General features: G+C 59.4%; 13 protein-coding genes and 9 pseudogenes. 19 read left to right on the forward strand and 3 right to left on the reverse strand.

The features are described 5' to 3' along the window. Window positions 1-11 precede the first annotated feature (11 nt). From nuoI to ACTBDU_RS07245, 15 genes and pseudogenes are all read left to right on the forward strand, one after another. Window positions 12-554, forward strand: coding sequence for an NADH-quinone oxidoreductase subunit NuoI (nuoI, locus tag ACTBDU_RS07175; protein ID WP_438806006.1), 543 nt, complete (start codon window positions 12-14; stop codon window positions 552-554). A gap of 10 nt (window positions 555-564) precedes the next feature. Then, entirely contained in the window at window positions 565-1128 is a 564-nt protein-coding gene (gene nuoJ / locus ACTBDU_RS07180) for an NADH-quinone oxidoreductase subunit J (protein ID WP_438806007.1), read from the forward strand. Next, window positions 1125-1427 (forward strand): NADH-quinone oxidoreductase subunit NuoK, encoded by a 303-nt coding sequence (gene nuoK / locus ACTBDU_RS07185; RefSeq protein ID WP_438806008.1) that lies wholly within the window; start codon window positions 1125-1127, stop codon window positions 1425-1427. The genes nuoJ and nuoK overlap by 4 nt, the downstream gene beginning before the upstream one ends. Continuing rightward, window positions 1424-3268, forward strand: a complete 1845-nt coding sequence (nuoL, locus tag ACTBDU_RS07190; protein WP_438806009.1) for an NADH-quinone oxidoreductase subunit L — start codon at window positions 1424-1426, stop codon at window positions 3266-3268. Before nuoK ends, nuoL begins: the two co-directional genes overlap by 4 nt. A gap of 102 nt (window positions 3269-3370) precedes the next feature. Next, complete coding sequence (nuoM, locus tag ACTBDU_RS07195; protein ID WP_438806019.1) at window positions 3371-4903, forward strand: NADH-quinone oxidoreductase subunit M; 1533 nt, start codon at window positions 3371-3373, stop codon at window positions 4901-4903. Between the two features lie 6 nt (window positions 4904-4909). Then, window positions 4910-6367 carry an NADH-quinone oxidoreductase subunit NuoN gene (gene nuoN, locus ACTBDU_RS07200; protein ID WP_438806010.1) on the forward strand — a complete coding sequence of 486 codons (1458 nt, stop codon included), beginning with the start codon at window positions 4910-4912 and terminating at the stop codon, window positions 6365-6367. Between the two features lie 165 nt (window positions 6368-6532). Beyond that, window positions 6533-6850, forward strand: a pseudogene (locus ACTBDU_RS07205) (DUF883 domain-containing protein); the annotation flags it as partial. Then, window positions 6833-7444: pseudogene (locus ACTBDU_RS07210) on the forward strand (chorismate-binding protein). The pseudogenes ACTBDU_RS07205 and ACTBDU_RS07210, both read left to right, overlap by 18 nt. 35 nt (window positions 7445-7479) lie before the next feature. Beyond that, a pseudogene (gene menD, locus ACTBDU_RS07215) lies at window positions 7480-8926 on the forward strand (2-succinyl-5-enolpyruvyl-6-hydroxy-3-cyclohexene-1-carboxylate synthase). 4 nt (window positions 8927-8930) lie between these two features. Further along, complete coding sequence (locus ACTBDU_RS07220; RefSeq protein ID WP_438806011.1) at window positions 8931-9236, forward strand: hypothetical protein; 306 nt, start codon at window positions 8931-8933, stop codon at window positions 9234-9236. Then, on the forward strand, window positions 9154-9540 hold the full coding sequence (locus tag ACTBDU_RS07225) for a hypothetical protein (RefSeq protein ID WP_438806012.1): 387 nt from the start codon (window positions 9154-9156) through the stop codon (window positions 9538-9540). The genes ACTBDU_RS07220 and ACTBDU_RS07225 overlap by 83 nt, the downstream gene beginning before the upstream one ends. A gap of 11 nt (window positions 9541-9551) precedes the next feature. After that, window positions 9552-10207: pseudogene (locus ACTBDU_RS07230) on the forward strand (enoyl-CoA hydratase-related protein). A gap of 17 nt (window positions 10208-10224) precedes the next feature. Then, window positions 10225-11077, forward strand: a pseudogene (gene menC / locus ACTBDU_RS07235) (o-succinylbenzoate synthase). Between the two features lie 130 nt (window positions 11078-11207). Continuing rightward, window positions 11208-11443 (forward strand): annotated as a pseudogene (locus ACTBDU_RS07240) (o-succinylbenzoate--CoA ligase); the annotation flags it as partial. A gap of 90 nt (window positions 11444-11533) precedes the next feature. Continuing rightward, window positions 11534-12548 (forward strand): annotated as a pseudogene (locus tag ACTBDU_RS07245) (CinA family nicotinamide mononucleotide deamidase-related protein). Between the two features lie 511 nt (window positions 12549-13059). Here the strand turns inward: ACTBDU_RS07245 and ACTBDU_RS07250 are convergent. Then, window positions 13060-14228, reverse strand: a protein-coding gene (locus ACTBDU_RS07250) for an IS3 family transposase (RefSeq protein ID WP_438806013.1) whose coding sequence is annotated in 2 segments (ribosomal slippage) — window positions 13060-13982 and window positions 13982-14228 — 1170 coding nt in all. Because the reading frame shifts where the segments join, the coding sequence is not laid out codon by codon here. 46 nt (window positions 14229-14274) lie between these two features. On the opposite strand from ACTBDU_RS07250, the gene ACTBDU_RS07255 reads away from it, so the two are divergent. The 4 genes from ACTBDU_RS07255 to ACTBDU_RS07270 all read left to right on the forward strand — a co-directional run bounded on the left by ACTBDU_RS07255 (window position 14275) and on the right by ACTBDU_RS07270 (window position 16886). Further along, window positions 14275-14433, forward strand: coding sequence for a hypothetical protein (locus ACTBDU_RS07255; RefSeq protein ID WP_438806014.1), 159 nt, complete (start codon window positions 14275-14277; stop codon window positions 14431-14433). Beyond that, window positions 14430-15110 carry an amino acid permease gene (locus tag ACTBDU_RS07260; RefSeq protein ID WP_438806015.1) on the forward strand — a complete coding sequence of 227 codons (681 nt, stop codon included), beginning with the start codon at window positions 14430-14432 and terminating at the stop codon, window positions 15108-15110. The genes ACTBDU_RS07255 and ACTBDU_RS07260 overlap by 4 nt, the downstream gene beginning before the upstream one ends. Continuing rightward, window positions 15104-15277 (forward strand): hypothetical protein, encoded by a 174-nt coding sequence (locus ACTBDU_RS07265; protein WP_438806016.1) that lies wholly within the window; start codon window positions 15104-15106, stop codon window positions 15275-15277. The genes ACTBDU_RS07260 and ACTBDU_RS07265 overlap by 7 nt, the downstream gene beginning before the upstream one ends. 337 nt (window positions 15278-15614) lie before the next feature. Further along, entirely contained in the window at window positions 15615-16886 is a 1272-nt protein-coding gene (locus tag ACTBDU_RS07270; RefSeq protein ID WP_438806017.1) for a Glu/Leu/Phe/Val family dehydrogenase, read from the forward strand. 264 nt (window positions 16887-17150) lie between these two features. Here the strand turns inward: ACTBDU_RS07270 and ACTBDU_RS07275 are convergent. Together ACTBDU_RS07275 and ACTBDU_RS07280 are read right to left on the reverse strand one after the other, a co-directional pair. After that, window positions 17151-17789 (reverse strand): annotated as a pseudogene (locus tag ACTBDU_RS07275) (trehalase family glycosidase). Further along, window positions 17767-17915, reverse strand: a pseudogene (locus ACTBDU_RS07280) (IS3 family transposase); the annotation flags it as partial. The pseudogenes ACTBDU_RS07280 and ACTBDU_RS07275, both read right to left, overlap by 23 nt.

Here is a 17915-nt window from a genome sequence, read left to right on the forward strand (position 1 = left end):
GTGGATGAATCATGACGTTAAAAGAGTTAGCGATCGGCTGCGGGACCACGCTGCGCAGCATCTGGATGATTGGCATGCAGGCGTTCAACAAGCGTGAAACCCGTATGTACCCCGACGTGCCGGTCAATCCGCCGCCCCGTTTCCGCGGGCGGATCGTGCTGACGCGCGATCCCGACGGCGATGAGCGCTGCGTGGCCTGTAACCTGTGCGCGGTCGCCTGCCCGGTCGGCTGTATTTCGCTGCAAAAGGCGGAGACCAAAGACGGGCGCTGGTACCCGGAATTCTTTCGTATCAATTTCTCCCGCTGTATCTTCTGCGGCCTGTGCGAAGAAGCCTGTCCCACCACCGCCATCCAGCTCACGCCGGATTTCGAGATGGGCGAGTTCAAACGACAGGATCTGGTGTATGAGAAAGACGATTTACTGATTTCAGGGCCGGGTAAATACCCGGAATATAACTTCTACCGCATGGCCGGTATGGCGATCACTGGCAAGGACAAGGGCGAGGCGGAAAACGAAGCTAAACCTATCGACGTAAAAGGCTTGATGCCCTAAGGAGACTGGTATGGAACTGGCGTTTTATCTTTCTGGTCTGGTAGCGGTGCTGGCGACGTCGCGCGTCATCACCCATACCCAGCCGGTACATGCGCTGCTGTACCTGATTATTTCGCTGCTGGCCATCGCCTGCGTGTTTTTCTCGCTGGGCGCCTACTTCGCCGGTGCGCTGGAAATTATCATCTACGCCAGTGCCATCATGGTGCTGTTCGTGTTCGTGGTGATGATACTCAACATGAGCGTCGGCCACGATAAGCAAGAACGCGCCTGGCTGCGCCCGCGAGCCTGGATCGGGCCCGCGCTGATGTCGCTGGTGCTATTGGCGATATTGGGGCGCGCCCTGGCCGGTGCGGGGGACCACGGCATCGCGGGCGACCTGATTGCGGCGAAAACGGTGGGTATTGCGCTGTTTGGTCCTTATGTGCTGGCGGTGGAGCTGGCCTCCATGCTGCTGCTGGCGGGGCTGGTGGTCGCCTTCCATCTGGGCCGCGACGAACGCGATAACGTCAATGCGCTCTACAAGGGGCCGAAAATCACCGATACCATCAAGAGAAGAGGGAAGGAGCAAGCATGATCCCGTTATCACACGGTCTCATCCTGGCCGCTATCCTGTTTGTGCTGGGCCTGACGGGGATGATTATCCGCCGCAACCTGCTCTTTATGCTGCTGGGGCTTGAAATCATGATTAACGCGTCGGCGCTGGCGTTTGTTGTGGCCGGCAGTTATTGGGGCCACGCGGATGGGCAGGTGATGTATATCCTGGCGGTCACGCTGGCCGCCGCCGAGGCTAGTATCGGCCTGGCGCTGCTGCTGCAGCTGCAGCGCCGCCGCCGGACCCTGGATATCGATTCAGTCAGCGAGATGCACGGATGAACCTACTCTATTTAACCCTAGTATTCCCCTTGGCGGGGTTCCTGCTCCTGGCGTTTTCCCGCGGCCGCTGGTCGGGAAACCTCGCCGCGACGGTCGGCGTCGGCAGCGTCGGGCTGGCGGCATTGACCACCCTCTGGGTGGCGCTGAATTTTCTCGGCGCCCGCGGCGACGGTGCGGCGGTGTATACCCAGACGTTGTGGCACTGGATGGCGATGTGTGATTTCCAGATCCCCATTACGCTCAGCCTTGACGGCTTGTCGCTGACGATGCTGTCGGTAGTCACCGGCGTCGGCTTCCTCATCCATCTTTATGCCTCCTGGTATATGCGCGGGGAAGAGGGCTATTCGCGTTTCTTCGCCTATACCAATCTGTTTATCGCCAGCATGTTGGTGCTGGTGCTGGCGGATAACCTGTTGCTGATGTATCTCGGTTGGGAAGGGGTAGGGCTTTGCAGCTATCTGCTTATCGGCTTCTATTATACCGAGTCGAAAAATGGCGCAGCGGCCATGAAGTCATTTATCGTCACCCGCGTCGGGGATGTGCTGCTGGCGTTCGCGCTGTTTATCCTCTACGACCAGCTCGGAACATTGAACTTCCACGATCTGATGGTGCTGGCGCCGCAAAAACTGGTGGAAGGCTCTCCGGCCATCACCTGGGCGACGCTGATGCTGCTGGGCGGCGCGATCGGGAAGTCGGCGCAGCTGCCGCTGCAAACCTGGCTGGCGGACGCCATGGCCGGCCCGAGCCCGGTCTCGGCGCTGATCCATGCCGCGACCATGGTGACCGCCGGCGTATATCTTATCGCTCGTACCCACGGCTTGTTCCTGATGGCGCCGGACGTGTTGCATCTGGTGGGAATTGTCGGCGCGGTAACGCTGGTATTGGCCGGCTTCGCCGCGCTGGTGCAGACCGATATCAAGCTGGTGCTCGCCTATTCCACCATGAGCCAGATAGGCTACATGTTCCTGGCACTGGGCGTTCAGGCGTGGGACGCGGCCATTTTTCACCTGATGACCCACGCCTTTTTCAAGGCGCTGCTGTTCTTGTCCTCCGGTTCGGTGATCCTGGCCTGCCATCACGAGCAGAACATCTTCAAGATGGGCGGCCTGCACAAGTCGATTCCGCTGGTCTATATCTGCTTTCTGGTGGGCGGCGCGGCGCTGTCGGCGTTGCCGCTGGTCACCGCCAGCTTCCATTCCAAGGATGAAATCCTCTGGGGCGCGCTGGCCAACGGCCATAGCGCACTGATGATGGCCGGCCTAGTGGGGGCGTTCCTCACCTCGGTCTATACCTTCCGCATGATCTTTATCGTGTTCCATGGCGAGGCGAAGATTAAAGCCCACGCCTGCCGCGGAGTCAGCCATCATCTGCCGCTGGTGGTGCTGTTGGTGCTCTCCACCTTTATCAGCGCCTGGATCACGCCGCCGCTGGAGGGGGTTCTGCCGGCCACCGAGTTCGGTCATGACGGTAAGCTGGCGCTGGAAATCACCTCGGGCGCGGCCGCCATCATTGGTATTTGTCTGGCGGCGGCTCTGTGGCTGGGCCAGCGCCGTCTGGTGAACGCCGTGGCCGCCAGCGCGCCGGGGCGTTTCCTGACGGTTTGGTGGTTCCACGCCTGGGGATTCGACTGGCTTTACGACAAGATCTTCGTCAAACCTTACCTGGCCATTGCGCGGCTGCTGGCGCGCGATCCGCTCAACGCGGTGATGAATCTTCCCGCTCTGCTGGCGCGCTGGGCTGGACGTGGCCTGACGGTGAGCGAAAACGGGCAGTTGCGTTGGTATGCGGCATCGATGGGTCTGGGTGCGGTTATCGTGGTGGCGCTGCTGGTATTCGTCTGAATACCCCGAGCTTCGTTTTCAGCTTAGGGCGGCGCAGCGGGTAACGTACCGCTCCGCTGACACGCAAGTTTATTGATTTTACAATTAGGGACGCAAAACGCCATGCTACTACCTTGGCTAATTCTTATCCCCTTTATCGGCGGTCTGCTGTGTTGGCAATGCGAGCGTTTCGGTACCCGTGTACCGCGCTGGATAGCCTTGATTGCCATGGGGCTGACACTGGCGCTTTCATTGCTGCTGTGGCAGCAGGGAGGATACGCCCTGGCGATGGCGCAGGGGCTGCCGCAATGGAAGGTGGAGTATCTGCTCCCCTGGATCCCGCGCTTCGGTATTAGCATCCATCTGGCGCTGGACGGCCTGTCGCTGCTGATGGTAGTGCTGACCGGGCTGCTCGGGGTGCTGGCTATTCTCTGCTCCTGGCGTGAAATCCAGCGCTACCAGGGGTTCTTCCACCTCAATCTGCTGTGGATCCTCGGCGGCGTTATCGGCGTGTTCCTGGCCATCGACATGTTTCTCTTCTTTTTCTTCTGGGAAATGATGCTGGTGCCGATGTATTTCCTCATCGCGCTGTGGGGGCACAAAGCGTCCGACGGTAAGACGCGTATCACCGCCGCCACCAAATTCTTTATCTATACCCAGGCTAGCGGTCTGGTGATGCTGGTAGCTATTTTCGGCCTGGTGCTGGTGCACTATAACGCCATCGGCGTCTGGACCTTCAATTATGAAGACTTGCTGCGCACGCCGATGTCGGAATGGATGGAATACCTGCTGATGTTGGGCTTTTTCTTGGCCTTCGCGGTAAAAATGCCGGTGGTGCCGCTGCACGGCTGGCTGCCGGATGCCCATAGCCAGGCGCCTACCGCCGGTTCGGTGGACCTGGCGGGGATTTTGCTGAAAACCGCGGCTTACGGGATGTTGCGTTTTAGCCTGCCGCTGTTCCCCCATGCGTCGCATCAGTTCGCGCCCATCGCCATGTGGCTGGGCGTGGTAGGCATTTTCTACGGCGCCTGGATGGCGTTTTCGCAAACCGATATCAAGCGCCTTATCGCCTATACCAGCGTGTCCCATATGGGCTTTGTGCTTATCGCCATCTACAGCGGCAGCCAGCTGGCCTATCAGGGCGCGGTGGTACAGATGATAGCCCACGGTCTGTCGGCCGCCGGCATGTTCATCATTTGCGGCCAGCTGTATGAGCGTTTGCACACCCGCGATATGCGGCAGATGGGCGGTCTGTGGGGCCGGCTGAGCTTTATTCCGGCGTTGTCGCTGTTCTTCGCCGTTGCGACGCTCGGGATGCCGGGTACCGGCAACTTTGTTGGCGAGATTACCATTTTGTTCGGCAGTTTCCCGGTGGTACCGGTGATTACGGTGATTTCTACGTTCGGTCTGGTGTTCGCGTCGGTCTACTCGCTTACCATGATGCAGCGCGCTTATTACGGCCCGGCTAAATCCACCGAGCCGCTGCCGGGCATGATGCTGCGCGAACGGTTGATTATTTTGTTGCTGGTGGTAGTGCTGGTGCTGCTCGGGTTCTTCCCGCAGCCGATTATGGATACCTCAGCCGCCGTCATGGGCAACATCCAGTACTGGTTCGCCGCCGACGCCGGTTCCACTATTTCAACGACAAGGCCGTAATTCGCCATGACAATAACTCCTCAACAACTGATCGCATTATTACCGCTGTTGATCGTCGGGTTGACGGTGGTGGTTGTGATGCTGTGCATTGCGTGGCGACGCAACCACTTTATTAACGCCACCCTGACGGTTATCGGGCTTAACCTGGCGCTGCTATCGCTGTGGTTTGTGACCCAAAACGGTCCGATGGATGTGACGCCGCTGATGCGCGTCGACGGGTTTTCCATGTTCTATACCGGGCTGGTGCTGGTGGCCAGTCTGGCGACCAGCACGCTGGCCTATGCTTGGCTGGCGGGGTATCCGGGCAACCGCGACGAGTTCTATCTGCTGGTGTCGATTGCCGCGATGGGCGGTATTCTGCTGGCCAGCGCCAACCATCTGGCGGCGCTGTTCCTGGGTATTGAGCTGATTTCGCTGCCGCTGTTCGGCATGGTGGGCTATGCGTTTCGCCAGAAGCGCTCGCTGGAAGCCAGCATCAAATACACGCTGCTGTCCACGGCGGCGTCGTCTTTCCTGCTGTTCGGTATGGCGCTGGTGTATGCCCAAACCGGCCAGTTGTCTTTCGCCGCCCTCGGTCAGACGCTTAATGACACCATGCTGACGCAGCCGGTGCTGCTGGCGGGCCTGGGGATGATAATGGTCGGTCTTGGCTTCAAATTGTCGCTGGTGCCGTTCCATTTGTGGACGCCGGATGTCTATCAGGGCGCGCCCGCGCCGGTGTCGACCTTCCTGGCTACCGCCAGTAAAATCGCGATTTTCTCGGTCGTTATGCGCCTGTTTTTATATGCGCCGGTGACGCACAGCGATACGGTGCGGCTGGTGCTGGCGATTATCGCCTTCGCCTCTATGCTGTTCGGCAACCTGATGGCACTAAGCCAGAGCAACATCAAACGGGTGCTGGGCTATTCCTCCATCGCTCATCTGGGCTATTTGCTGGTGGGATTAATAGCGGTTCAGGCCCATGCTCTGGCGCTGGAAACCGTCGGCGTTTATTTGGCAGGGTATCTGTTCGCCAGTCTGGGGGCGTTCGGCGTCGTCAGTCTGATGTCCAGCCCCTACACCAGCGAGGATGCGGATTCGCTGTACTCTTACCGGGGTCTGTTTTGGCATAAGCCGCTGCTGTCATCTGTACTAACGGTGATGATGTTGTCGCTGGCGGGGATCCCCATGACCCTTGGCTTTATCGGCAAGTTCTACGTCATTGCGCTGGGCGTGAATAGTCACCTGGGCTGGTTGACCGGCGCGGTCGTCGCCGGGAGCGCCATCGGGCTGTTCTACTACCTGCGCATCATGGTCAGTCTATACCTGTCGCCGCCGGAAAATCTGCGCCGCGATACGCCCTCCAACTGGGCGCTGACCGCCGGCGGGGTGGTAGTGCTTATCTCCTCGCTGCTGGTGTTGCTGCTGGGGCTGTATCCGCAGCCGCTCATTACTCTGGTGCAATTGGCACAGCCCATTCTCTGATTCAGCGCCGCGGGGAGCGGCCCCGCGGCGTCGATGCGCCTTACGGCGATGATCATCAGCCCAAGTCCAACTTTTCGGATTGCTCCGGCGCGAATAGTCCTCCGGTACGGGCATTTTTTGCCTATAGTTAGTCTGATGCCCTTCATCAGAACACGGAGAACAATGATGACTACACCTAACGATCCCTTTCAGCCGCACGAAACACATGTCGACGATGACGTGCAGCTCTTGTCCGAAACGCTGGAAGAAGTGCTGGCTTATTCCGGCGATAAAACCGATCAAAAATATGTCGAGCTGAAACCCGCGCCCAGCAGGCGCTGGATGATGTTAAAACGCGGGTGAGTCAGGCGCCCGACACCTATTATCTGAAAGCCCGTCAGGCGGTGAGCGCCGCGGATGATTAGGTGCAGGAAAATCCCTAGCACAGCGGTCGGTATCGGCGCGTCTGTCGGCTTGATTGTAGGGTTGCTGCTGGCCCGTCGCTCCGCGCTAAGCGCGGACCTGCCTCCGTCACCGCTGTCGCTGATAGCGGCGAGCCGACACTGTTTCCATTATCTTCTGGCGCGGTCGCCGCATGACGCTTTCCTCGGATCCAGCCCGGAGCGGTTGTACCACCGGCACGGCCGCCGCCTGGATACCGAAGCCCTGGCCGGGACCGTCGCCTGCGACGCGTATCCGTAGCAGACCCGCCGGCAGGCGGCGTGGTTAATGGCGGACGAAAAAAACCAGCGTGAAAATCTGCTGGTGGTGGACGATATCTGCCACCGGTTGCGGCAGGCGTCGCTGGCGCTGGATGTCAGCGGCCCGGAAGTCATCCCCCTGCGCACCGTGCAGCATCTGCGCCGGGTGATTCAGGGCGATTTGCAGCACGCCGACGATAGCCGCTGTCTGGCGCTGCTGCAGCCGACCGCGGCGTTTATCCGGCATCATGAACCTTTCGCATGCCAATGGTACGCCGGGTCAGCGGGCTATCTCACCGCCGGCCAGAGCGCGTTTTGCGTGGCGCGACGCGCGGGCAGCAAACGACCTAGATCGGTGTTTACATCAATATCCGCTCTTACAATGGACTTACAATAGGGTGTCCCCCTCACCCCCTGAGCGCCAGGCCCATCATGTCCGAAATTATGTTTAACCGTCGCTGGGCGACGCTACTGCTGGAAACCTTGACTCGCCATGGTGTACGGCATGTCTGTATCGCGCCGGGATCGCGCTCGGCGCCGCAGCGCATCCACGCCTGACCCGTCATTCTCATTTTGATGAGCGGGGACTGGGTTATCTGGCACTGGGTCTGGCGAAAGCCAGCGGCCAGCCGGTGGCGGTCATTGTCACCTCGGGTACCGCCGCCGCCAATCTGTATCCGGCCTTGATTGAAGCCAGCCTGACCAACGAGCGGCTAGTGCTGCTTACCGCGGACGGGCCGGCGCAGCTTATCGACTGCTGCGCCAATCAGGCGATCCGCCAGTCCGGCATGTTTGCCGGTTTCGCCGCCAGCGCGCTGGCTGATGTCCCCCGCGGCAGCGTGCATATTAATTGCCCGTTTGCGGAGCCATTGTATGGCGTGGACCAGGACGGAGAGGGTGACTTGGTCACGGGCGCGCGGCGATTGGTGGCAGAGCAGTGAACCCTGGCTCAAAGCCGCGACGGCGCCATTACTGCAGGCGGACCCAAACTAGCCCGTCTGGCGTCGGCGCCGCGGCGTAGTGATAGCCGGCCGGCCCGAGGCCGCGCAGGGAGAGACGATTGCGCAGTGGGCGCACACATTGGGCTGGTCGTTGCTTGGCGATGTGCTGTCCCATACCGGGCAGCCGCTGCCCCATGCCGACCTTTAGCTTAACGCGCCGGCGGCGCAGGCGGAACTTGCCCGCGCGGAATTAATGGTGCAGTTCGGCAGCAGTCTGACCGGCAAGCGTCTGCTGGCCTAACAGGCCGAGTGCCCGGCCGAAGCGCTGTGGCTGGTAAATCCTCTGCCCGGCCGGCGGGATCCAGGCCATCACCGCGGGCGACGTATTTTCGCCGCAGCCGAACCGTGGCTGACGTTGCACCCGGCCGTCGCCAATCCCCTCCCCCATGGGCCCTGGTTTTGGCCGAGCTGGCCGCCGTCGCCGCGAGGCGGGTAGGGTCAGACGCTGCTGCCGGCGGCCGAAGCCGGGTCCGCTAACGCGGCGTGGGCCGCGGCGCCGGTCTGCGAAGCGCGGCTGGGCGACGTATCGGCGCTCTACGACATGAATTCCCTGGCGCTGTTTCGCCATTGCGCGGCGCCGGTGGTAATTTTAGTAGTGAACAATAACGGCGGCCAAATTTTCTCGTTGCTGCCGACGCCGGAGAGGGTGCGCCAGGCGTATTATGTCATGCCGCAGGAGGCGGATTTCCGCCATACGGCGTCACTGTTTGGTTTGGACTACCAGCGGCCGGACAAGCATGGGGGCGCTACGGGCGATGTTGGACGCCGTCTGGCGCCGGCAGCCGGCGGCGGGGGCGGCAACGCTCCTTGAGCTGGTGGTGCCGGCGGAGCAGGGGGCTTCTCTTTTGCGCGAACTGGTGGCGGAGATGGCGCGATGACGGGGTGGGCGGCGCGGCACCGGCAACCCGGCAGCGGTCGGCGGTGTTGGCGCAAACCCTGCGCGGGCTGGACATCAACGATTATATCCTCATCGGCTATTCCCTCGGCGGCCGGCGCGGGCTGTATCACTCCTGTCACGGTCAGGATCCTCGTTTGCGCGCGTTGTATGTTGAAGGTGCCCATCCCGGTCTGGCGGATGCACCCGCGTGCCGGCAGCGGGTGCAGCATGATATGGGCGTGGGCGCGGCGCTTTGCCGGCGGCCCGCTGGCGGCGGTGTTGGCCGACTGGTACCGCCAGCCGATGTTTAGCGATGTAACGCCGACGCAGCGTGCGGACCTGATGCGACTGCGTGCCGATAACCGCGGCGCGGGGATTGCGGCGATACTCATGGCCGGTTCGCTGGGCCGTCAGGCGGATCTTCTGGCGCCGTTGCGGCGTTTGACCTTGCTATTCGGGTATCTGTGTGGCGTGCGGGACGCCAAATTTTCCGCGGTGGACGAGCAGGCGCGGCTGCCCTGGTGGCCGATACCGGCGGCGGGACATAACGCCCATCGCGGCAACCCGCAGGCGTTTGCCGCACGACTTCTTTCTTTGCTGGCTCCGTTTGAATAAAGGAACGCATGATGCTTGAACCTAATGAAGACTCTTGGTATGCCCCCATCGACTGGCGTGATTGCAGCGGCGAGTTCACCGATATCCGCTATCACAAGTCCGCGGACGGTATTGCCAAAATTACCCTTAACCGTCCGCAGGTGCGTAATGCGTTCCGTCCACTGACGGTCAAAGAAATGATGCTGGCGCTGAGCGACACCTGCTATGATGAGGGTATCGGCGTGACTATCCTTACCGGCGAGGGGGGGGGAAGCCTTCTGCTCCGGCGGCGATTACGGCGGTTATCAGGACGACGGCAGCGTGCATCACCTGAACGTACTCGATTTTCAACGCCAGATCCGCACCTGCCCCAAACCGGTCGTGGCGATGGTGGCCGGCTATGCTATCGGCGGCGGTCAGTGGCTGGAGGCGCTGGAGATGGGGCTGGTCAATGCTGTGGTACCGCTGGCGCGTCTGGAAAGCGAAACCGTGCGCTGGTGCCGGGAGATGCTGGCCAACAATCCCATCGCATTGCGTTGCCTGAAGGCGGGCGCTCAACGCGGATTGCGACGGACAGGGCTGTTTGCAGGAGCTGGCGGGGAATACGAGCATGCTGTTTTACATGACCGACGAGGGGCAAGAAGGCCGCAACACCTTTATCGAAAAGCGCCAGCCCGATTTCAGCTAATTTAAGCGTAATTCCTGATGCGCCGGGCCTCGCTTTACCGCTACCGTCTGCCAATGCAGCCCGGCGTGGTGCTGGGAAATCAGCGCCTTGCCCGGCGCGAGGGGGGTGGGTGGTGGTGCTGGAAGCGTCGGGACGGCGCGGCGCAGGCGAAATCGCGCCGCTGTGCAGGGTTTTAGCCGTAAAAGGCTGGCGGAAACCGGCACAGCGGCGCGAGATTGGCTGGCGCGCTGGACGGCGGGAAAGGCGTCCGAAGACGAGCTCGCCGCGGCGCTGCCGTCGGTGGGTTTCAGCATCAGTTGCGCACTGGCGGAACTCGACGATAGGCTACCGGCGCAGGCGGAATATCGCAGCGTTCCGCTGTGTACCGGCGATCCTGACGAAGCCCTGGCGCATCTGGTGGGGTTACCGGGCGCCAAAGTGGCCAAATCGAAGGTGGGGATGTATGAGGCAGTCCGCGACAGTTTGACGGTGAATATGCTGCTCTCGGGGCTGCCCGACTTGCGTTTGCGGCTGGATGCCAATCGCCGCTGGACGCGCGGGCGCGCCCTGCAGTTCGCCTGCTATCCGCCTTCGGACTGCCTCTTGTCCCGCTTCGACTTTCTCGAAGAGCCCTGCGCCAGTACCGCCGATTTGCTGGCCTTCGCGGCGCAAACCGGCATTCCCATCGCCTGGGATGAGAGCGCGCGCGAGCCGGGGTTCACGCTGCGCGCTGACCCAGCTTTCCCGTTTGGCGCATTAGCTAACACCCGCGGGGACGCCGGGGCTGGATACCTTGTCGCTGATGCAGGCGCAATTGGTGCAGCCCTGGTCGGCTGTGATTTACCGTTGTGGTCCTGGGCGGAGTTGGAACCTGTCGAGACGATGCCATAAGCCAAGGTCTTGAGGGAGGAGGCAATGCCTGAGCACTTTGCTGATTGGCCCTGGCGTCGGTGGGCACAACAGAGTCCGGATGCGGTGGCTCTGCACGGGCCGCAAGGCGATGTGCGGTGGCGGTAGCGATGGCGTGCTGCCGGGCGGTGGCGTGGGGTTAATGGGTCAAAATTCGCTGACGCTGCTGGTGGTCTATTTAGCCGCGTTGGAATGCGGTGCGCGGGCGGCGCCGCTGAATCCCTGTTTGCCGGCCGAATTGTTGGGGCGCACCGGCTACCGCCGCGCGGCTGGCGGTGCGGTAAAGCAGGTCCGCTGGAGCAGGCGTTAATGGGGTGCAGTCATGCGTCATTGGTGCCGACGCAGTTATAGCGGCTGCGCGGTAGTTCCGTAGCGGCGCGGCGTGCCTAGCTCGAACCGCAATTGTCCCCTTGGCAGCGCCCTGTGGTATGGCATAACCTGCCGGCGGCGCTCAACCAGGGCGGCATAAAAATTCCGCGCGGGGCTATCCATCCCTGGCTGGCGAACTATTTGTTCGAGCAGGGGATGCCGATGTCATCGCGCATGACCGTCGGCGACAATCTGTCCGCGCTGGTGGCGGCGATGACCGAGTGCAGCCTGCGGGCGGATGTGTTGATTGTCAATGGCGGCCGGGGGACGACCAGCGACGATCTTAGCGCGCTGGCAGCCGCCACCGCCGCTGGCGATGAACTGGTGGAGCATGCGGAGTGGCTGGCAAAGATGACGGCTTATTTCGCCGAACGCGGCCGCGAGATGGCGTCCAGCAACCGGAAGCAGGCCCTCATTCCCGCCAGCGCCGAGCTGATTGATAATCCGGTGGGTACCCGCCTGCGGATTTGCGCTGCAGCTTAACCGCTGCTTGCTGTTTTTCACTCCCGGCGTGCCATCGGAATTCAAGGTAATGCTGGAGCGTGAAATCGTGCCGCGCCTGCGCAAGCGATTTGACTTGCCGGATCCGCCGCTGTATCTGAGGATGATGACTTTTGGCCGGGGTGAAAGCGATTTGGTCAATGGGCTGGACGGTCTGCCGTCGCCGGAAGATGTCGTGCTTGGCTACCGCTCCTTGATGCCGATTATCGAATTCAAACTGACCGGCCCGGCGCATGAAAGCGAGGCGATGGAGCAGGTGTGGCAACAGATCCGTGCGGTGGCCGGTGACAGCCAGCTTTACGAAGGGACCGACGATATACCGGCCCGTCTGGCGCAGGGTTACGGCGCTTCGCTGGGCCTGGTGGTAGGCGAGTTAACGCAAGATCATTTCAGCGTGGCGCTGCATACGCCGGCGCAGGATTTTGCGCAAACCATCGTATTGCACGACAATTTGGCGCGGCACCCGCTGCGCGCCCATCAGGAAATGGTTGCGCTGATGGCATTAACGATGCTGCAGCGTTGGTTACAGGGGAGAGCGGTTTACGCTGAATATAACTGGGTGCGTCTCGCGGCCACGCTGTAACCCGCGCGTCGCGAACCCGCGCGTCGCGGCGGCGTCAGGCGCCGCCGCCGTCGATTCCGCTGCTGGCCACAAATGAACAGGGGGCCGTCGCCAAGCGACGGCCCCTTTGTCATCTTGCCACGGGGGCCTATCCCGACAAGGCGGCGGCGCCTGGCACGGCTGTAGCGATGCAAAAGATTCTGGACTAATTTGCAGTCAATTCTGGACTCCTTCAAACCCTAAAAAGTGTCCATTTTAGACAGTCTAGAATTATTTGCAAAAAGGGAATCAGGCGAAATTACGGATGATCAACTCACGTTTGCTATGACGGTTGCTGCCCAATGAGTATTTTAGGTCAACAGCGTCAATATGAAGGTTTTTGAAGATATGCCTCATTTCCGGGATATCATTAATTGAAATAATCATTTTCCCTGCTATCGAATGGGCTAAACTACCGATGATGGTGTATTGTGTTCTAAGCCAAACTCCACGTTATATCCTTGAGTCTTCCAGTAAGGTGGATCTGTAGTGGTCAACTAAAACTGGCCACCGCGTTAGCGTTTTTCCAGTATCTATTTTCTGATTCGTTTGGTGCCAACCCACCGTTATATTCATGCGGCCTGAGTGCGCTGTAATATCCCACGATATAATCGGTAATTTCATGAGCTGCTTCGCTGAAGCTTATGTAGCCCGTTACCGGTATCCACTCGTTTTTCAGACTTCCGAAGAAGCGCTCCATCGGACTGTTATCCCAACAATTACCCCGCCGACTCATGCTTTGTTTGATCCGGTAACGCCACAGCAACTGTCGGAACTGCCTGCTCGTATAGTAGCTACCCTGATCGCTGTGGAACATCACTCCGGCTGGTTTACCACGCGTTTCCCATGCTATTTCCAGTGCTTTGATGGTCAGTCTGCTGTCCGGGGAGAACGACATAGCCCAGCCCACCGGTTTCCTCGCGAACAGATCAAGAACAACCGCAAGGTATGCCCAGCGTTTCCCGGTCCAGATATACGTCACATCGCCGCACCATACCTGGTTTGGCTCCGTTACAGCGAACTGGCGCTCAAGATAATTCGGGATCGCAACATGCTCCTGACCGCCACGCTTATACCTGTGCGTCGGCTGCTGACAACTGACCAGCCCCAGCTTTTTCATGAGCCTGCCTGCGAGCCAGTGTCCCATCCGGAAGCCTCTCTGGGTTGCCATGGTGGCGATACTTCTCGCGCCAGCGGCACCATGGCTGATACTGTGCAGTTCATAAACCTGACTGCGCAATACCGTTCGCCTGCCGTCTGGCCTGTCAGGACGACTTTCCCAGTATTTGTAACTGCTGCGATAAACCCTGAACACGTGGCAGAGTGTAGCCACAGGATAATGCGCTCTGAGTTTCCCGATTAACGAGAACTGTTCAGGGAGTCTGACATCAAGAGCGCTGTAGCCTTTTTTAATGTTTCATTTTCCATTTCAATGCGTTGTACCTTCTTCTTGAGCTCACGTATTTCGATTTGTTCCGGGGTTATGGGAGAGGCTTTTGGCGTTTTCCCCTGTCGCTCATCACGCAGTTGTTTTACCCATTTCGTCATCGTAGAAAAACCGACGTCCATGGCTTTTGCTGCTGGTACGGCGGTGTAATTTTGGTCGACAACCAGTTGAGCGGATTCGCGTTTGAATTCAGGACTAAAATTTCTTCTATTCATTGGTGCACCCATGTTGTTCTGAGGTGAGCATATCACCTCTGTTCAGGTGGCTAAATTCAGTGTGCCACTACATTTCGGCGAATTCGAGTTCTGGCTTTCGTTAGTCAAGGTGCTAGCAATCATCGCGTTTATCGTCATCGGTACGTTAACCCTAATGGGATTTTGGCCGCTGTCAGACTTTAGCGGAACGGCGCGGCGTTGGTGACGATATTCTCTTTCTTTGGCGCGGAGATTCTGAGTATCGCTGCGGCGGAATCACAGGAGCCGGCAAGGCAAATCCGCAAGTCCACCAACCTGATTATCTACCGTATCGCGCTATTTTATATCTTATCGATTTTTCTGGTGGTCTGCCTGATTGACTGGGACGATCCCGCGCTTACCAGGCAGGAAACTTTCCAATATGTTCTGTCGGTGCTAAACGTCCTTGGCGCCAAAAAAATTATGGATTTTGTGGTGCTGATAGGGGTAAGCAGCTGCATGAATTCCGCTCTGTATACCGCCTCGCGCATGTTTTACGCGCTGGCCCGCCGGAGGGGAGGGGGAGGGGGGGGATGCCCCGCGTTGGGTAAGCGGGTTTCCAGACATGGAACGCCGTGTATCGCGGGATTGGCATCTACGTTGGCCGGTTGTCTGGGTTGTCTGGGTTGTCTTGGTTGTCTGGGTTGTCTGGGTTGTCTGACCAATTATCTGTTTCCCGGCAAAGTGTTCGGTTTCCTGCTCTCAAGTACCAGCGCGGTCGCGCTGCTGGTTTATCTCGTTATCGCGGTCTCCCAATTGCGCATGCGCGGCATTTTGGAACGCCGCGCCCGCCGCCCCAGTTCAAAATGTGGCTGTTTCCTTGGCTTAATTGGCTGTGTATCGGGATTACTGCCGCCGTGCTAAGTTACATGACCTGCGCACCGTTATACCGTTATGAGGCGTTAATGACGGGTGAAGTGGCGCTGATTGTCTTTTTGTTCAGCCTGATGGTTTGCCGCCATCGTGCCGCCGAGAACGTTACCCGGCTAACGCCGGTGCGGGAGATGGGCATTGAGCCTACCCGGCTGTAGCGCCCACTGGCCACCGTTAACGGTAGAAAGTATCGTCGTCTGGCGCCGTGCTTAGCGGCCAGATGAAAAAAGGCCGGCGCGATATCGCCCTGCGCTGCCGCGTAAGGCGCCGCTGGCAGCAAACGGTCCAACGTCCAGTTATGCCGTTAAGCGACGGAGAATAAAACGGAATTGCTAGCGCCGGCAAGGTTCGCGGGGTTTTGCCCGGGTAAACTGAAACCGCAGCAGAGTAAAACAAAAACGGAAGTCAATTTCCCGCCGGTAATGGCGCGAACGCCTGATGGCCGTAGCGATTCGCCCTTGCCGCCCCATCGCTTAGCTTGATAGAGGTTGTTTTATGAGTGCCCTTTCCTATGTTTCTACAGATAACAATTCCGCGTGGGCTACCTTCCTGGCGCAGGTGGAGCGCGTGTTACCCTATTTAGGCGATCTGGCCCTCTGGGCGGATACGCTGCGTCATCCCAAGCGAGCGCTGATTGTGGATATTCCCCTGGAAATGGATGACGGCACCATCCGTCATTTTGAAGGTTTTCGGGTGCAGCATAATTTATCCCGTGGGCCGGGCAAAGGCGGCGTGCGTTTCCACCCGGATGTCACGTTAGAAGAGGTCATGGCGCTGTCGGCGTGGATGACGGTGAAAAGTGCCGCGCTGAATTTGCCTTTTGGCGGCGCTAAAGGGGGCATTCGCGTCGATCCGCGCGAGTTATCGGAAAAGGAGCTGGAACGCCTGACCCGGCGTTACGCCAGTGAAATCAGTACCATTATCGGTCCGCAGCAGGATATACCGGCGCCGGACGTCGGCACTAATGCGCAGGTCATGGCATGGATGATGGACACCTATTCCATGAATATCGGCGCGACCACCACCGGTGTGGTTACCGGTAAGCCCATTCATTTAGGCGGTTCTCTCGGTCGGGTGAACGCGACCGGTCGCGGGGTATTTGTCACCGGCAGCAGCGCGGCGGAGCGGATGGGCCTAAAAGTAGAGGATTGCCATGTGGCGGTGCAGGGATTCGGCAATGTCGGCAGTGTGGCGGCCGGGCTGTTTCACCGTGCAGGGGCCAAAGTCGTGGCGGTGCAGGATCACATCGCCACGTTGTTTGAGGCCCGCGGGCTGGATATCCCTGCGCTGGCGGAATATCAGCGTCAGCACGGCGCTATCGCCGGCTTTACGGGCGGTACACAGCTGAAGGAAGACGAATTTTGGCACCAGGAGTACGACATTTTCCTGCCCGCCGCGCTGGAGGCCGTGATTACGCCCGAACGTGCACGCGCGTTGCAATGCCGTCTAGTGCTGGAGGGCGCCAACGGGCCTACCTTACCGGGCGCGGACGATATTCTGCGCCAGCGCGCCATCACGGTAGTGCCAGATGTGATTTGCAATGCGGGCGGCGTGACGGTGAGTTACTTTGAATGGGTGCAGGATTTCTCCAGTTTCTTCTGGAGCGAGCAGGAGATTAACGATCGACTGGATCGCATCATGCGTGAGGCGCTGGAGGCGGTGTGGCAAAAAGCGGATGCGCTGGATGTGACGTTACGCACCGCCGCCTATGCTGTGGCCTGCGAGCGGATATTGATGGCCCGCCGCGAGCGGGGGCTTTATCCCTAAGCGCGGTCCATATGTCCACGCCGCTTGATACCGTCGGCAGCGACGCTGTCGACGGCGCTTGGAAGAAGGTATCAGCCAGCGCCACATGCCGCTGGCTGACTTCAGGCCGCGAGATCCCGGCACAGGAAAAAATACGGCTGCACGCGGCGTAATTCTAAGGCTGTGTCGCTAATGGCGTTAAAGGTGACCTTTGGCCGCGCGGCTACGTCAGCGCCAGTTTTGCCATGCGCGCTGAGCGGGACAGGGTTATCGGCTGGGCGACAACTATCCATACCGGCACAATGCGTATCCAGTAAGTAGCATCAGCGTGACGCCGTTGGTCCAGCCAAAGCCGTCCTGCAGGGCATATTCGCCACCGCCACCCAGACCTTCGCCTTCCACCATATATTTTTCCACCAGCTTATGCTCTTTTTCATAAAGCGCCTGGACGTTGTTCAGGAAGTGATTGCCTATTGCCTGCGCCAGCGCAGACTGACCGTAATTGCCAAAGCTTTGTACGGCAATTTATTGCAGCGGCGCCCAACCGTTCGGCACATCCCATTGCTGACCGTTATTAACCGTGGTGGTGACCAGCCAGCCGGGTTTAAGCAATAGATTACGCACGGTCGAGGCAACCCGGGCGGCGCGGTCTCTTGGCGCTATTTTCACCCATAACGGGAATACCGTGGCGGCAGTGCCCGGGCGGGTTATTTGCCGCTGCTGCCAGTCGTAATCAGTGTAATAACCGTCCTGCTCGTTCCACAGATAATGATTAATCGCCTGCCAGCGCTGCTCCGCTAACGCGGTATAGCGGGCGGCCTCCTGGTGTGCGTCGAGCGCTTTACTGCCCTCGGCCAGCGTTGTTTCCAGATGGTACAGCAACGCGTTCAAATTGTAGTGGTCAACTAAAACTGGCCACCGCATTAGCGTTTTTCCAGTATCTATTTTCTGATTCGTTTGGTGGCAACCCACCGTTATATTTATGCGGCCTGAGTGCGCTGTAATATCCCACGATATAGTCGGTAATTTCATGAGCTGCTTCGCTGAAGC

The sequence above is a fragment of the Sodalis sp. (in: enterobacteria) genome, assembly GCF_051710625.1.
In the GTDB taxonomy this organism is placed as follows: Bacteria; Pseudomonadota; Gammaproteobacteria; order Enterobacterales; family Enterobacteriaceae; genus JBPESN01.

Excerpts from the sequence above, each read along its gene's own strand:
- nuoI (WP_438806006.1), top strand. The coding sequence starts at position 12 with ATGACGTTAAAAGAGTTAGCGATCGGCTGCGGGACCACGCTGCGCAGC.
- nuoJ (WP_438806007.1), top strand. The coding sequence starts at position 565 with ATGGAACTGGCGTTTTATCTTTCTGGTCTGGTAGCGGTGCTGGCGACG.
- nuoK (WP_438806008.1), top strand. The coding sequence starts at position 1,125 with ATGATCCCGTTATCACACGGTCTCATCCTGGCCGCTATCCTGTTTGTG.
- nuoL (WP_438806009.1), top strand. The coding sequence starts at position 1,424 with ATGAACCTACTCTATTTAACCCTAGTATTCCCCTTGGCGGGGTTCCTG.
- nuoM (WP_438806019.1), top strand. The coding sequence starts at position 3,371 with ATGCTACTACCTTGGCTAATTCTTATCCCCTTTATCGGCGGTCTGCTG.
- nuoN (WP_438806010.1), top strand. The coding sequence starts at position 4,910 with ATGACAATAACTCCTCAACAACTGATCGCATTATTACCGCTGTTGATC.
- ACTBDU_RS07225 (WP_438806012.1), top strand. The coding sequence starts at position 9,154 with ATGATATGGGCGTGGGCGCGGCGCTTTGCCGGCGGCCCGCTGGCGGCG.
- ACTBDU_RS07270 (WP_438806017.1), top strand. The coding sequence starts at position 15,615 with ATGAGTGCCCTTTCCTATGTTTCTACAGATAACAATTCCGCGTGGGCT.